This window comes from Alicyclobacillus macrosporangiidus CPP55 (assembly GCF_000702485.1).
GTDB lineage: Bacteria > Bacillota > Bacilli > Alicyclobacillales > Alicyclobacillaceae > Alicyclobacillus_H > Alicyclobacillus_H macrosporangiidus_B.
Window position 1 is genome coordinate 2,955,205 of the sequence record NZ_JNIL01000001.1, and the last position, 14,864, is coordinate 2,970,068.

11 protein-coding genes, 2 pseudogenes and 1 riboswitch are annotated in these 14,864 nt (G+C 68.1%); all 13 genes and pseudogenes read left to right on the forward strand.

Going from position 1 to position 14,864, the window contains the following annotated elements:
* Positions 1-110: 110 nt before the first annotated feature.
* Complete coding sequence (locus tag N687_RS0114765; RefSeq protein WP_029422589.1) at positions 111-362, forward strand: hypothetical protein; 252 nt, start codon at positions 111-113, stop codon at positions 360-362.
* A gap of 200 nt (positions 363-562) precedes the next feature.
* A riboswitch (purine riboswitch) is annotated at positions 563-664 on the forward strand.
* A 197-nt stretch (positions 665-861) separates the two neighbouring features.
* Complete coding sequence (guaA, locus tag N687_RS0114770) at positions 862-2,400, forward strand: glutamine-hydrolyzing GMP synthase (protein WP_029422590.1); 1,539 nt, start codon at positions 862-864, stop codon at positions 2,398-2,400.
* A gap of 19 nt (positions 2,401-2,419) precedes the next feature.
* Positions 2,420-3,787: an NCS2 family permease gene (locus tag N687_RS0114775; RefSeq protein ID WP_029422591.1), complete on the forward strand. Its 1,368-nt coding sequence runs from the start codon at positions 2,420-2,422 to the stop codon at positions 3,785-3,787.
* A gap of 371 nt (positions 3,788-4,158) precedes the next feature.
* Positions 4,159-4,656, forward strand: coding sequence for a 5-(carboxyamino)imidazole ribonucleotide mutase (purE, locus tag N687_RS0114780; RefSeq protein ID WP_029422592.1), 498 nt, complete (start codon positions 4,159-4,161; stop codon positions 4,654-4,656).
* The gene (locus tag N687_RS0114785) at positions 4,649-5,917 is read left to right on the forward strand and encodes a 5-(carboxyamino)imidazole ribonucleotide synthase (RefSeq protein WP_197029293.1); all 1,269 of its coding nucleotides are present in this window, start codon (positions 4,649-4,651) and stop codon (positions 5,915-5,917) included. The genes purE and N687_RS0114785 overlap by 8 nt, the downstream gene beginning before the upstream one ends.
* A gap of 60 nt (positions 5,918-5,977) precedes the next feature.
* Entirely contained in the window at positions 5,978-7,270 is a 1,293-nt protein-coding gene (gene purB / locus N687_RS0114790) for an adenylosuccinate lyase (RefSeq protein WP_029422595.1), read from the forward strand.
* A gap of 69 nt (positions 7,271-7,339) precedes the next feature.
* Positions 7,340-8,059, forward strand: a complete 720-nt coding sequence (purC, locus tag N687_RS0114795; RefSeq protein ID WP_035462361.1) for a phosphoribosylaminoimidazolesuccinocarboxamide synthase — start codon at positions 7,340-7,342, stop codon at positions 8,057-8,059.
* Positions 8,056-8,436, forward strand: coding sequence for a phosphoribosylformylglycinamidine synthase subunit PurS (purS, locus tag N687_RS25560; protein ID WP_081841434.1), 381 nt, complete (start codon positions 8,056-8,058; stop codon positions 8,434-8,436). Before purC ends, purS begins: the two co-directional genes overlap by 4 nt.
* Positions 8,433-9,077: pseudogene (gene purQ, locus N687_RS23270) on the forward strand (phosphoribosylformylglycinamidine synthase subunit PurQ); the annotation flags it as partial. The gene purS and the pseudogene purQ, both read left to right, overlap by 4 nt.
* A 234-nt stretch (positions 9,078-9,311) precedes the next feature.
* Positions 9,312-11,575: pseudogene (purL, locus tag N687_RS21300) on the forward strand (phosphoribosylformylglycinamidine synthase subunit PurL).
* Positions 11,562-13,082, forward strand: coding sequence for an amidophosphoribosyltransferase (purF, locus tag N687_RS0114810; protein ID WP_081841435.1), 1,521 nt, complete (start codon positions 11,562-11,564; stop codon positions 13,080-13,082). Before purL ends, purF begins: the two are co-directional and overlap by 14 nt.
* Positions 13,083-13,094: 12 nt before the next feature.
* A complete protein-coding gene (gene purM, locus N687_RS0114815) occupies positions 13,095-14,159 on the forward strand; it encodes a phosphoribosylformylglycinamidine cyclo-ligase (RefSeq protein ID WP_035462364.1) in 1,065 nt (354 codons plus the stop codon).
* The gene (purN, locus tag N687_RS0114820) at positions 14,156-14,860 is read left to right on the forward strand and encodes a phosphoribosylglycinamide formyltransferase (RefSeq protein WP_081841436.1); all 705 of its coding nucleotides are present in this window, start codon (positions 14,156-14,158) and stop codon (positions 14,858-14,860) included. The genes purM and purN overlap by 4 nt, the downstream gene beginning before the upstream one ends.
* Positions 14,861-14,864: the final 4 nt, after the last annotated feature.

A 14,864-nucleotide genomic window follows, 5' to 3' on the forward strand; every position in this document is an offset into this window, starting at 1 on the left:
GATGCCGCAGCCGTCCAAGCCGCCATTGGCAGGGCTCTCCTGCATGAAGGCCAGGGCAGGGACGCATACTGAGATCGCTTTCCGATCCCACCGTGAAGGAGGACCTTGTGATGACGAATCCGAACAAGGTGAAGCAGGACATTCAGCGCGACCTCCAGAACAAATCGGCGGGTGCGCTGACAAACCAGGCGGCTGCTCGGGCGCAGGCGACCAACAGCACGTTCGGTCAGTTTAAGACCAACGCGCAGCAGGTCCGCAACGACATCCAGCAGGACCTGAGCAACCGAGCGGGGATGAGCTTGACCTCGGGGACGAACCCGCAGGAGGTCAAGAACGAGATCAACCGCGACCTGCAGTCCTGACGGGATTGGGTTGGAAGGCGCCGGGCGGATTTTTGTCTGCCCGGTTTTTTTAATGCGGGGTGGGGCGCGGCGCGAAGCGGCTTGCGCAGCAGAAGCGTAGCGCCGCGCCCTACTCCCTTATCCGTTGCGTGAACGCGTCACCCCCAGTTTCCCGCTGTGCCCAACACCCTCGTTGATTTTCGAAGCCGCAGGAAGTAGAATGAGGTCGAAATTCAGAGACTCGTATAACGCTGGGAATATGGCTCAGCGGTCTCTACCGGGCGACCGAGAATCGCCCGACTACGAGGTCGGAATCAGGCGGCGGACAGGGCCGGCAGCGGCCCCGTCTTGGCTTGTCCGGATCCCTGCAGGGATGTCCGGCGGCGGGACGGGGGCTGTAAGGCTTTGGCCGTGTGGGCCGATGCCTCGTATGTGCCAAGGGTTGGTGGACAACCTACACGCAGCGAGGCGTCGGCCTTTTTGCGTGATTCGGCCGGCCAGACAGGGGGAGTGTGCACGCATGTCAGACCACGAGGTCGTGGTGGTGCTGGATTTCGGCGGGCAGTACAACCAGTTGATCGCCCGGCGCATCCGCGAGATGAATGTGTACTCGGAGCTGCTGCCCCACACCACGACGGCCGCGGAGCTGAAGCAAAAACGGTTGAAAGGCATCGTATTCAGCGGCGGTCCCAAGAGCGTGTTCGCGGATGGGGCGCCAGACGTGGACCCGGAGGTGTATCAGCTCGGCGTGCCCATCCTCGGGATCTGCTATGGCATGCAGCTGTTGGCCAAGACGTTTGAGGCCAAGGTGGAACGGGGTGTCGTACGCGAGTACGGGCGAGCCGAACTCGTGGTCGAGCCAGACGCCTGCGCCCTGTTCGCTGAACAGCCCAAACGGCAGACGGTGTGGATGAGCCACAGCGACGCGGTCCGCGCCGTGCCGTCCGGATTTCAGCTGGACGCCGCCACCCAGGCTGGCACCATCGCGGCGATGAGCGATCCCGCGCGCGGGCTGTACGCCGTCCAGTACCATCCGGAGGTCGGCCACACCGAGTACGGGCGGGAGCTGTTGAGAAACTTCCTGTTCTCTGTGTGCGGCTGCAAGGGGGATTGGACACCGGCCGCCTGGATTGACGATACCGTCGCGCAGATCCGGGCCCGGGTCGGGAGCGAGCGAGTGCTGTGCGCTCTCTCCGGGGGAGTAGACTCCGCCGTCGCGGCGGCGCTCGTGCACCGCGCGGTGGGCCGGCAGCTGACCGCGGTGTTTGTCGATCACGGTCTTCTCCGCAAAGGCGAGGGGGACGCGGTGATGGCGTCCCTTGGCGGGCAGCTCGGAATCGACGTGGTGCGCGTGGACGCAGCCGGAGAATTTCTCGGCCGGTTGGCCGGCGTGATCGACCCGGAGCGAAAGCGCAAGATCATCGGGGAGCAGTTCATCCGCACGTTTGAGCGGGAGTCGGAGCGGCTGGGGCCGTTCCGGTTTTTGGTGCAGGGGACCCTGTACACGGACATCATCGAGAGCGGCACCGCGACGGCGGCGACCATCAAGTCCCACCACAACGTGGGCGGTCTGCCAGAGGACATGCAATTTGAGGTGATTGAGCCGCTCAAGGAGTTGTTCAAGGACGAGGTGCGCCGGCTCGGCGAGGCCCTCGGCTTGCCGGCGTCGTTGGTGTGGCGGCAGCCGTTCCCGGGGCCGGGACTGGCCATCCGGATCCTCGGCGAGGTCACGCCGGAGAGACTGCACATCGTCCGGGAGGCGGACGCCATCCTGCGGGACGAGGTGGCGAAGGCGGGCCTCGAGCGGGACGTGTGGCAGTACTTCACGGTGCTGACGGGCATCCGCTCGGTCGGAGTGATGGGGGACGAGCGGACGTACGCGCACACCATCGCCATCCGGGCGGTCACCTCGCAGGACGGGATGACGGCGGACTGGGCGCGCCTGCCGCACGACCTGTTGGCGCGGGTGTCCAACCGGATCGTCAACGAGGTGCCGGAGGTCAACCGGGTGGTGTACGACATCACGTCGAAGCCGCCCGCGACGATTGAGTGGGAGTAAAATGGGGAGGAGTTCCACTGTGGAGACGCTGTTTCAATTGAAGAAATACAACACCACCGTGAGCCGGGAGATCATCGCGGGGCTGACGACCTTTTTCACGATGGCCTACATCCTGCTGGTCAACCCCATCATCCTCAGCGGCACGGGCATGGACAAGAACGCGGTGTTCTTCGCCACCTGCGTGGGGGCGGGGATCGTCACGCTGCTGATGGGCCTGTTCGTCAACTATCCCATCGCGCTGGCGCCCGGGATGGGGTTGAACGCGTATTTCGCCGTGATCGCCGGGAAACACCCGGGCGGCATCGATTGGCGGGTGGCGTTGGGGTGTGTGTTCGTCTCGGGCATCATCTTCATCATCCTGACGATCACGCGCATCCGCCAGATGCTCGTCGAGGCGGTGCCGGATTCGCTGAAGTACGCCATCACGACGGGCATTGGCCTGTTCATCACCATCATCGGCTTTAAGATCGGCGGCCTCATGTCGATGCAGTTCATCGGCGGGCAGCCGACGCAGTACACGCCGGGATCGTTCATCGACAACAGCTCGTGGCTGCCGGACCTCGGGTCGCTGCACGACAAGGGCGTGCTGCTGACGCTCATCGGCCTGCTGCTGACGGGGGCGTTGATGGCCCTGCGCGTGCCGGCGGGCATGTTGATTGGCATCTTGGCCACCACCATCATCGGGATCCCGATGGGGGTGACGAATCTCAGCGGTCTGCACAGCGCGTCGTTCGTCCCGAACTTCTCCAACCTGGCGGTCGGCGCGCTCGATCTGCGCGGGGTGTTCGACTACGGATTGGTGACGGCCCTCTTCACCTTCACGTTCGTGGAGCTGTTCGACACCTTCGGCACCCTGGTCGGCACCGCGAACAAGGCGGGCCTGCTCGAAGGGGAGGAGGGCAAGCGGCGCCTGGGCCGCGCGATGCTGGTCGACGCCTTCGGCGTCAGCTTCGGGGCGCTGCTCGGAACCAGCACCATCACGGCGTTTGTGGAGAGCGGCTCCGGCATCGCGGCCGGCGGCCGCACGGGCCTGACGGCGTCGACGGTGGGCGTATTGTTCCTGTTGTCCATCTTCTTCGCGCCGCTGGCTTTGGTGGTACCGGATCAGGCGACGGCGCCGGCCCTCATCATCGTCGGGGTTCTGATGATGAGCGCGGTGACCAAGATCGACTGGGACAACTTTGGCCTCGCGCTGCCGGCGTTCCTCACCATCATCACGATGCCGCTGACTTACAGCATCTCCAACGGCATTGCGGTCGGATTCACGGCGTTTGTCGTCATCAACGCCATCCTGGCCGTGTTCCGTCGCGACCTGTACACGCGCATCCACTGGTTGATGGTCGTCATCGTCATCCTCGCCGTCTGGCGCTACGGCTGGATGCTGTGAAGGGTGCTCGCCGCCGCCACCTCACCGGAGGGGCGGCGGTTTTTTTGATTTGGTGGGTGCGCCGCGCTGCGCTCCTTCGCTTACGCGAGCCGCTCCGCGCGACGCACCCCACCTCTGGGGTACAACCAAAGCGTTGGTTTAGGGGGGCGGTGCCGCGGAACGATGCACGACAGTGCAGCGTCAAGTGGTACCACCCCTCAGCGGAGTGCCGCGCTTCCTGGTCGATTGTGCGGATCGATCCGTCGAGGAACGTTTGTGTCTAGTGGCGAACATTTACCGATTTATCACCAAGTAATGTTCGTAATTTACATTGACACGCCGATGCGGGGACGACTAGACTGGAAGCGGACGAAAGGAAGGAGGCGCAGCCGGTGCAACCTTGGGTCGGCGTCATCATGGGCAGCCAATCCGACTGGGAGACGATGCGGCACGCGTGCGCCGTGCTGGAAGAGCTGGAGATCCCGTATGAGAAGCGGGTGGTGTCAGCGCATCGGACGCCCGATTGGATGTTCGAGTACGCGCAGACCGCAGAGGCGAGGGGATTGGAGGTCATCATCGCCGGGGCCGGGGGAGCCGCCCACCTGCCCGGGATGGTGGCGGCGAAGACGGTGCTGCCGGTGATCGGGGTGCCGGTGAAGACCTCGGCCCTGCAGGGGCTCGACTCCTTGCTCTCCATCGTGCAGATGCCGGGCGGCGTCCCGGTGGCGACGGTGGCTATCGGCCCGGCGGGGGCGACCAACGCGGGCCTGCTGGCGGCCGAGATCCTCGGGGTCAAGCACCCGGACCTGCGGGATCGCCTGCGGGATCGAAGGCGAAAGACGGCCGAGCAGGTATTGGCCTATTCTGTGCCGGGTGATGGCGATGCGTGACACGCGCGTCATCCTGCCGGGGCAGACCATCGGTATCCTCGGCGGCGGCCAGCTGGGGCGCATGATGGCCATTGCTGCGCGGCAGATGGGGTACGGCGTGACGACGCTCGATCCGACGCCCCAGAGCCCCTGCGGGCAGATTGCGGACCACCAGGTGGTGGCCGCCCTCGACGACGCGGAGGCGGCCCGGACCTTGGCGCGGCACAGCGACGTGGTGACCTACGAGTTCGAAAACGTGGACGCGGCGGTCGCCGAGGCACTGGAGCAGGAGGCATACCTGCCGCAGGGCAGCCGTCTGCTGTACGTGACGCAGCACCGGCTGCGCGAGAAGACGGCGGTGCAATCGGCGGGAGTCCCGGTGGCGCCGTTTCGGCCGGCCGCCGACCGGGCTGGGCTGCGCCGGGCGGTGGCGGACATCGGCCTGCCATGCGTGGTGAAGACCACGCGCGGCGGTTACGATGGCAAGGGCCAATGGGTGATCAGATCTCTGGACGATCTCGCCGCCATCCCGGACGCGGTGTTCACCGGCGGGGCTAAGCCCGCATTGGCCGGCGTGCTGGACGGTGCGGGTGGCCCCGCGGCGGTGTGGGCGCGTGCAGACGCTGCGGAAACGGATGCCGGGGCCGCGGCGGCGGACGACGTCGCGGCGCCGCTGATCGTCGAAGGCTTCGTACCGTTCGTCGCCGAGGTGTCGGTGCTCGTTGCGCGGCGGGCGGATGGACGGATGGTCAGCTTCCCTCCGGCGGAGAACGTGCATCAGGACGGCATCCTGCACCTGTCCATCGTGCCGGCGCGGCTGCCGGATGCGGTGCTGGCGCGGGCGGTGGCGGCGGCGGAGCGGGTGGCGGTGGCCTTAGATGCGGTCGGTGTGCTGGCGGTGGAGATGTTCGTCACCGCGGATGGACAGGTCCTGGTCAACGAGCTGGCGCCGAGGCCGCACAACTCCGGCCACTACACCATCGACGCGTGCGATACCTCGCAGTTCGAGCAGCATGTGCGGGCCATCTGCCACTTGGAACTGGCCGAGCCGCGGTTGCGCACGCCGGTGGTGATGGTCAATGTCCTTGGCCAGCACCTGGACGCCGTGCTGCGGGGGATGCCGCACTGGCCCGGGCACGTCAAGGTGCATCTATATGGAAAGCGCGAGGCAAGGACGGGGCGCAAGATGGGCCACGTGAACGTGTTGGCGGACGACGTACAGACGGCGCTGGCCGAAATCCAGCGGCTCGGCGTGTGGGGCGGCGACGCGGGAGCCCCGTGAGCGCTGGGCAACGCGGAATCGAGCGGATCGAGCCGGACAGGAACGACAGGAGGGAGCACGGTGATTGAACGGTATTCCCGGCCGGAGATGGCGGGGTTGTGGACGCTGGAGCAGCGGTTCCGCTGGTGGCTGGAGGTGGAGATCCTCGCTTGCGAGGCGTGGGCGGAGTTGGGCGTGATCCCGCGCGAGGACGTACGGGCCATCCGTGAAAAGGCCCGCTTCGACGTGGACCGGGTGCTGGAGATCGAGCAGGAGACCCGCCACGACGTGGTCGCCTTCACGCGGGCGGTGTCGGAGTCCCTCGGCCCCGAGCGCAAATGGGTGCACTACGGCCTGACCTCCACCGACGTGGTGGACACGGCGCTGTCGGCGCAACTGCAGCAGGCGGTGAAGATCCTGCGCGCGGACATCGAGCAGCTGATCGGCACCCTGGCCGATCTCGCGAAGCGCCACAAGTACACGGTGATGATGGGACGGACGCACGGCGTGCACGCGGAGCCGACCACGTTCGGACTCAAGGTGGCGCTCTGGTACGCGGAAATGATCCGCAATCTGGAGCGCTTTGATGCCGCGAGCGAGCGTATGCGCTACGGCAAGATCTCGGGCGCGGTGGGGACGTACGCGAATGTCGATCCGTTCGTCGAACAGTACGTCTGCGAACACCTGGGCCTCAAGCCGGCGCTCATCAGCACCCAGACCCTGCAGCGGGATCGCCATGCGGAGTTCATCTTCACGCTGGCGCTCATCGGGACCACGCTCGACAAGATCGCGACCGAGATCCGCGGCCTGCAGAAGTCGGAGGTACGGGAGCTGGAGGAGCCGTTCTACAAAGGCCAGAAGGGTTCGTCCGCGATGCCGCACAAGCGTAACCCCGTCTCCTGCGAGCAGGTGAGTGGCCTGGCGCGGGTGCTGCGCGGGTACGTGATCCCGGCGTTGGAGGACGTGCCGCTCTGGCACGAGCGGGACATCAGCCACTCCTCGGTGGAGCGCGTCATCCTGCCCGACGCCACCATCCTGCTCGATTACCTGCTCCACCGCATGAACCGCATCCTGCGCGACCTCAACGTGTACCCGGAGAACATGCGCCGCAACATGGACCGCACGTTCGGGCTCCCGTTCAGCCAGCGGGTGTTGACGACCCTGATTGACAAGGGCCTGTCGCGCGAAGAGGCGTACGACACGGTGCAGCCGTGCGCGATGCGCGCCTGGGAAGAGGGACGGCCCTTCATCGACATCCTCCGCGAGTCGCCGGTGGTGCGGGAGTGGCTCTCCGACGACGAACTCCAGGCGTGCTTCGATCCGTCCTGGCACCTGAAGCATGTGGATACGATTTTTGAGCGGCTGGGTCTGTGATGCAGGGCGGGAGTCAGGGCGGGAGTCTGGTGTGGAGGTAATCAATCGCCATAAAAGGAGGCCGCCAGAGTGGAACAGGGACCGCTGATGTACGAGGGCAAGGCGAAGAAGGTGTACGCCACGTCGTCGCCGGAGCACGTCATCGTCGAGTACAAGGACGACGCCACGGCGTTCAACGGCCAGAAGCGCGGCGTCATCGCCGGCAAAGGCGTCGTCAACAACCGCATGAGCAACCTGTTCTTCCGGCTGCTGGAGGCGTACGGCATCGAGACGCACTTCGTCGAGGAGCTGTCGGAGCGGCGGACGTTGGTGCGGAAGGTGGAGATCGTGCCGGTCGAGGTCGTGGTGCGAAACCTCGCCGCCGGCAGCATGGCCAAGCGGCTGGGCATCCCGGAGGGGACGTCGCTGCGCCGGCCGATTGTAGAATTCTACTACAAGAACGACGAGCTGGGCGATCCGCTGGTCAGCGAGGAGCACGTCGAGGCGCTCGGGTGGGCGAGTGCCGGCGAGATCGACACCATCCGGAAGACGGCCCTGCGGGTGAACCAGGTGCTCGGTGAATTTCTGGCGGCGCAAAACGTGCGGTTGGTGGACTTTAAGCTGGAGTTCGGGCGCACGCCCGGCGGGCGGCTGCTGCTGGCGGACGAGATCTCGCCCGACACCTGCCGCTTCTGGGACCTGACCACCGGCGAGAAACTCGACAAGGACCGCTTCCGCCGCGACCTGGGCGGGGTCGAGCAGGCGTACGAAGAGATGATGCGGCGCGTGGAAGGAGGCCTCAGCCGATGAAGTTCGACGTCAAGGTGCACGTGTGGTTGAAGCCGAGCGTGTTCGATCCGCAGGGCCACGCGGTGGAGAACGCCCTGCACACACTGGGCTACGGCGGCGTGGAGCGGGTCCGCGTCGGCAAGTACATGGAGCTGTCCGTGGAGGCGGCGGACCGTGCGGAGGCGGAGGCCAAGGTGGCCGAGATGTGCCAGCGCGTGCTGTGCAACCCGGTCGTGGAGACGTACGACTTCACGCTCGCGGCGGCGGGCGATCCCGCCGGCGCGGCGGGAGCGCAGAGCACGGCGGAGGCGGATTCCGCCGCGGCGGTGCTGGAGCCTGCGGGGGCAATCCGGAACGCCGGGCCGGCGGGTACCGCGAAAGTGGGTGACGGCCAGTGAAGTGGGCGGTCGTGGTCTTCCCGGGGTCCAACTGCGATCTCGACGCCGTCCAGGCCGTTCGCGAAGTCACGAGCGATCCGGTCGAACTGTGCTGGCACCAGGAATCCGACCTGTCCGCCTACGACGCCATCATCCTGCCGGGCGGCTTCTCGTACGGAGACTACCTGCGCAGCGGCGCCATCGCCCGCTTCTCGCCGGTGATGGGGGCGGTGCGCGAGGCGGCCGCCGCCGGGAAGCTGGTGCTCGGCATCTGCAATGGCTTCCAGGTGTTGACGGAGAGCCACCTGCTGCCGGGGGCGCTGTTACGCAATGACCACCTGCGCTTCCGCTGCGAGGTGGTGGCGTTGCAGGTGTTGAACGACCGGTCTCCGTTCACCGCCGGGTACCGGGCGGGGGACGTGATCCGCGTGCCGATCGCCCATGGCGAGGGCCGTTACTGGGCCGAGCCCGCAGAGCTGGACGCGCTGGCGCGGGCGGGGCGGATCGCCTTTCGGTACGTGGAGAATCCGAACGGATCGGAGCGGAACATCGCCGGGGTGCTGAACGCCTCGGGCAATGTCCTCGGCCTGATGCCTCACCCGGAGCGCGCGGTGGCCGACTGGATGGCCTCCCAGGACGGGGCGGTCATGCTTCGGTCCATGCACCTCGCCGTGGCCGGCACGCCATCCTGGGTTCAGGTCAGCGCCGGCGGCGTCGAGGGCGCACACCGATCGCACGCCTCACAGGTTGGGCACTCCGCTCAGACCGTAGCCGAACAACCCGGTGCCCATGACCTGGCCCTCGATGGAGTGGGCGTAGCGCGAAGCGGCTCGCGTCAGCGCACGAGCGAAGCGGCACGCCCACTCCACCCGTCCATCGCGGAAGGGCTGCGGCGGATGTCGCAGGAGCCCTCTCCGGAGCGCATTCGGGAGGAGCGGATCTACCGCCAGCTCGGCCTGACGGATGAGGAGTACCAACGCGTCATCGAGCGCCTCGGCCGCCTGCCGAACTACGTGGAGGCCGGCCTGTTCGGCGTGCTGTGGTCGGAGCACTGCAGTTACAAGAGCTCGCGCGTACACCTCAAGACCTTCCCGACGGAGGGCCGCAGGTCCTGCAGGGGCCCGGGGAGAACGCCGGTGTGGTCGATATCGGGGACGGCATCGGGATCGCCTTCAAGATGGAGAGCCACAATCACCCGTCGGCCGTCGAACCGTATCAGGGCGCCGCGACCGGCGTGGGCGGGATTCTGCGCGACGTATTCACCATGGGCGCCCGGCCGATCGCGTTCCTCGACAGCCTGCGCTTCGGCACCCTCGACGACGCCCGCACCCGCTACCTGTTCGAGCACGTGGTGGCGGGCATCGGGGGTTACGGCAACTGCGTCGGCATCCCGACGGTGGGCGGCGAGGCTGTGTTCGATCCGATCTACCAGCACAACCCGCTGGTCAACGCGATGTGCGTCGGCGTGCTGCCGGCGGATCGCATCGTCAAAGGGGTCGCTTCGGGGGTCGGCAACCCGGTGTTCGTCATCGGCGCCCGCACCGGACGCGACGGCATCCACGGTGCCACCTTCGCCAGCGCCGAGGATCCGCAGGAGAAGGAGCGCTCAGCCGTGCAGGTGGGCGATCCGTTCCTCGGCAAGCTCCTGATGGAGGCCACCCTGGAACTGTTGGCCACCGGACACGTGGTCGGTGTGCAGGACATGGGCGCGGCGGGGCTGACGTCGTCCTCGGCGGAGATGGCGAGCCGGGCGGGAGGCGGCATCGAACTGTACCTCGACCGGGTGCCGGTGCGCGAAGAGGGCATGACCCCGTACGAGATGATGCTCTCCGAGTCCCAGGAGCGGATGCTGGTCGTGATGGAGAAAGGGTACGAGCACCTGGCGTTCGGCATCATGGCCAAGTGGGGATTGGAGATCGGCGAGATCGGCCGGGTGACGGACGACGGGATGTTGCGGCTGTACTTCGGCGGGCAGGTGGTCGCTGAGGTGCCGGTGACGGCGCTGGTGGACGAGGCCCCGGTGTACCGCCGGCCCGTGCAGGCACCCCTGACGCCGCCGGGGGCGGGCGTGCCGCTGCCCGCGCCGGAGGCGGATCTGGGGCAGGCGCTGCTGCGGCTGCTCGGTCATCCGAGCATCGCTGACAAACGCTGGATCCACGTGCAGTACGACACCACCGTGCGCACCGCGACCCAAGTCGGGCCGGGCGGGGACGCCGCTGTGGTCCGCGTCCCGGGGACGGAGAGAGCGGTGGCCTTGGTGGCCGACGGCAACGGGCGCTACGTGTACCTCAACCCGCGTCGCGGCGGGGCCATCGCCGTCGCCGAGGCGGCGCGCAACATCGCCTGCGTCGGCGGGAAGCCCCTGGCCATCACGAACTGTCTGAACTTCGGCAACCCGGAGAAGCCGGAGGTGATGTTCCAGTTCGCCGAGGCGATCGCCGGCATGGGCGAGGCCTGCCGGGCGCTGGACACGCCTGTGGTCAGCGGTAACGTCAGCTTCTACAACGAGAGCCGCGGTGTCGACATCTATCCCACACCCGTGGTCGGGATGGTCGGCGTGATCGACGACCCGAAGCGGGTGGTGCCGAACCACTTCCAGGCGCCGGGGTCGGCCGTCGTACTGCTCGGCCAGCCGGACACGGCGCTCGACGGGTCGCTGTACTGGCAGCTCGCCGCGGGCCGCGCGGCGGGGGACGCGCCCGCGCTCGATCTCGCCGCCGAACGCCGCCTGGTCGACCTGCTGCAGGCCCTGGCCCACGACGCGCTGGTACGTGCGGCACACGACGTCAGCGAGGGCGGCATGGCGGTGGCGCTGGCGGAGATGGCCATCGCGGGCGGCGTCGGGGTGTCGGTGGAAGCCTGCAACGGTGCCCCGGCTGCGGTCGATCCGCTGGTGCGCGCCGGCTGGCTGTTCTCGGAAGCCCAGGGGCGCGCCCTGGTGGAGGTGGCCCCGACGGACGTGGAGCGCGTGCTGGCCCTGGCGGAGGCCTTCGGCGTGCCGGCGGTGCACCTTGGCAACACGGGCGGGGTGCGCATCCGGGTGACGGGCGGCGGCGAGGTGTGGCTCGACGTGCCGCTGGCGGTGGCGTCCGATACCTACCGTGGCGCACTGCCGCGCGCGCTGGACGGACAAGGGGGTGTGCAGGATGCCGTTTCGTGAGGAGGCGTGCGAACCCCGCCCGGGCACGGCGCGCCCGGGAGACCCCTGCGCCGCGCAGGCCGAGGGCGGGGCGCTGGCCTGCGGGGATGTGGAGAAGGACGATCGCCCGCGCGAGGAGTGCGGCGTCTTCGGCGTGTTCGGTCACCCGCGCGCGGCCCAGGTGACGTACTACGGCCTGCTGGCCCTGCAGCACCGCGGCCAGGAGGCGGCCGGCATCGCCGCCAGCGACGGGGAACGGATGTACAGCCACAAGGGCCTGGGGCTGCTGAGCGACGTGTTCCGCGACGGCCAGCTCGATACCTTGCAGGGTTCCGCTGCCATCGGGCATGTGCGGTATTCGACGGCGGGATCGAATACGGTCCAGAACGCCCAGCCCATCACGGTGCTGACCCACCACGGCAATCTGGCGATGGCCCACAACGGCAACCTGGTCAACGCGGGCGACTTACGCCGCTGGTTGGAGAAGCAGGGGAGCCTGTTCCAGTCCACCTCGGACACGGAGGTGGTGCTGCACCTAATCGCCCGCGCAGGGCGCGACACGCTGGTGGAGAACATCCAGAACGCCCTGTCGTTCATCAAGGGCGGCTACGCGCTGGTGTTTCTCACCGAGCGCCAGCTGGTCGCCGTGCGCGATCCGCTCGGCCTGCGGCCCCTCTGCTTGGGCCGTCTGGGAGACGGGTACGTGGTGGCGTCGGAGTCGTGCGCCTTCGAGACCACCGGTGCGGAGTTCCTCCGGGACGTGGAGCCGGGCGAGCTCCTCGCCATCGACGCCGACGGCCTGCGCACCTTCCCGCCCACGCACCCGACCCGGCGCGCCATGTGCACCTTCGAGCACATCTACTTCGCCCGGCCGGACAGCGACATCGACGGCTGGAACGTGCACGCGGTGCGCAAGCAGCTCGGACGCATTCTGGCCAAGCACCACCCGGCCGAGGGGGACATCGTGATCGGCGTGCCCGACTCGAGCATCTCGGCCGCCTCCGGGTTCGCGGAGGAGAGCGGCATCCCGTTCGAGATGGGCCTGGTCAAGAACAAGTACATCGCCCGCACCTTCATCCAGCCGGCGCAGGAGCTGCGCGACATCGGGGTGCGGCTGAAGCTGAACGCAGTGCGGTCGGTGGTGGAAGGCAAGCGGGTGGTGTTGATCGACGACTCGATTGTGCGCGGCACCACCAGCCGCCGCATCGTGCAACTGCTGCGAGAGGCGGGCGCACGGGAGGTGCACGTCCGCATCTCCAGCCCGCCCTACCGCTACACCTGCCACTATGGCATCGACACCTCGTCGAAGGGGCAGCTGATTGCGGCCCGGATGTCGATCGGGGAGATCTGCCGGGAAATCGAGGCAGACTCCTTGGAGTACCTGACGCTGGCGGAGCTGATGCAGGCGTTCGGCTTCCGGGAAGGGGAGCGGGTGCCGTTCTGCAACGCCTGCTTCAGCGGGCAGTATCCGACCGAGGTGTACGAGGAAGACAAACAGGCGTACGAGCGCGCGGGCGCGGCGCGATAGGAGGAGCAGCCGATGACGCAGGCGAAGGAAGACTTGTATCGCCACGACTTGTACCGCAGCGCGGGGGTGGACATCGACGCTGGCAACGAGGCGGCCGCCCGCTATGCGCGAGTGGCCCGGCGCGCCTGGCGGCCGGAGGTGTTGGGGGGCATCGGCGGTTTCGGCGGCGGCTTCGCCCTCGACGTGGCGCGCTATCCGCAGCCGGTCTTGGTGTCCGGCGCGGACGGGGTCGGCACGAAGCTGAAGATCGCCTTTGCCACCGGGCGGCACGACACCATCGGGATCGACTGCGTGGCGATGTGCGTGAACGACATCCTCACGGCTGGGGCGGAGCCATTGTTTTTCCTCGACTACTTGGCAGTGGGCCGGCTCGACGTGGACGTGGCGGAGCGGGTGGTCGCCGGGGTGGCCGAGGGCTGCGCGCGTGCCGGGTGTGCACTGGTCGGCGGGGAGACCGCGGAGATGCCGGACATGTACCCGCCGGGCGAGTACGATCTCGCCGGCACCGCGGTCGGCGTGGTCAACCGCGACCAGATGGTGGACGGATCGACGGTGCGCCCCGGCGACGTGCTGCTGGGCCTGGCCAGCGACGGGGTGCACTCGAACGGGTACTCGCTGGTGCGCAAGCTCATCGCGCAGGAGGGCCTCGGCTGGGACGACGCGGTGCCGGGCTGGCGGGGGACGGTGGCGGAGGAGCTGCTGCGGCCGACGCGTATCTACGTGCGGCCGGTGTTGGACCTGTTGGCCGCGGGCCTACCCGTCAAGGCGATGGCGCACATCACCGGCGGCGGCTTGGTGGAGAACGTGCCGCGCTGCCTGCCCGACGGCGTCTCGGCGCGCATCCGGGCGGGATCGTGGCCGGTGCCGGCGGTGTTCCGCTGGCTCCAATCGGCCGCGGGGCTCGGCTTTGCCGAGGCGGCGCGGGTGTGGAACATGGGGATCGGGTTTGTCCTCGTGATGGACCCGGACGTCGCCGGCGAAGCCGCGAGCCGCCTGGCGGAGGCGGGCGAACTGGTGTTTCCCATCGGCGAGGTGGTGCCGGGGCCGCGCGCGGTCGTCTGGGAGGGCTTGGCATGACGGGGCCGAACGCGTGGACGGCCGGGGGCAGGCTCGGCCCGGTGCGCAGAACGGATGCGGCCGGCGTCGGGGCAGGCGCCAACGATCGGTGCCCGATCGCGGTGTTCGCGTCGGGGACGGGCAGCAATCTGGAGGCAATGCTGCGCCAGCAGTGCCACAACCCGCTGTGGCCGGCGCGGGTGGCGCTGGTGGTGTCGGACAAGCCGGGCTGCCGCGCCTGCGAGGTGGCGCGCCGGGCCGGGGTGCCGGTGTTCGCCGAGCGGGTGTCGGCGTACCCGGACAAGGCCGCCTTTGAGGCGGCGGTGCTGGCACAGCTACGCGCCCACGGGGTCGCCGGCATCGCATTGGCCGGGTATATGCGGATCGTCGGGCCGACTTTGCTCTCGGCGTATCCCCAGCGGATCGTCAACCTGCACCCGTCGTTGCTGCCGGCGTTTCCGGGCCGGCAGGCGGTGCGCGACGCCCTCGCGGCCGGAGTCCGCGAGACGGGGGTGACGGTGCACTACGTGGACGAGGGCATCGACACAGGGCCCATCATCGCCCAGTGGCGGGTGCCGGTGGACGAAGGCATGACGGAAGAGGCGCTGCTCGCGCGGGTGCACGCCGTGGAGCACGCGTTGTACCCGGCGGTGATGGGCGAGTTGGCGCGGATGTGGTCGATAGAGGACGCGGCCGGCGGCAGCTCGGCAGGCAGCAGATAGAAAG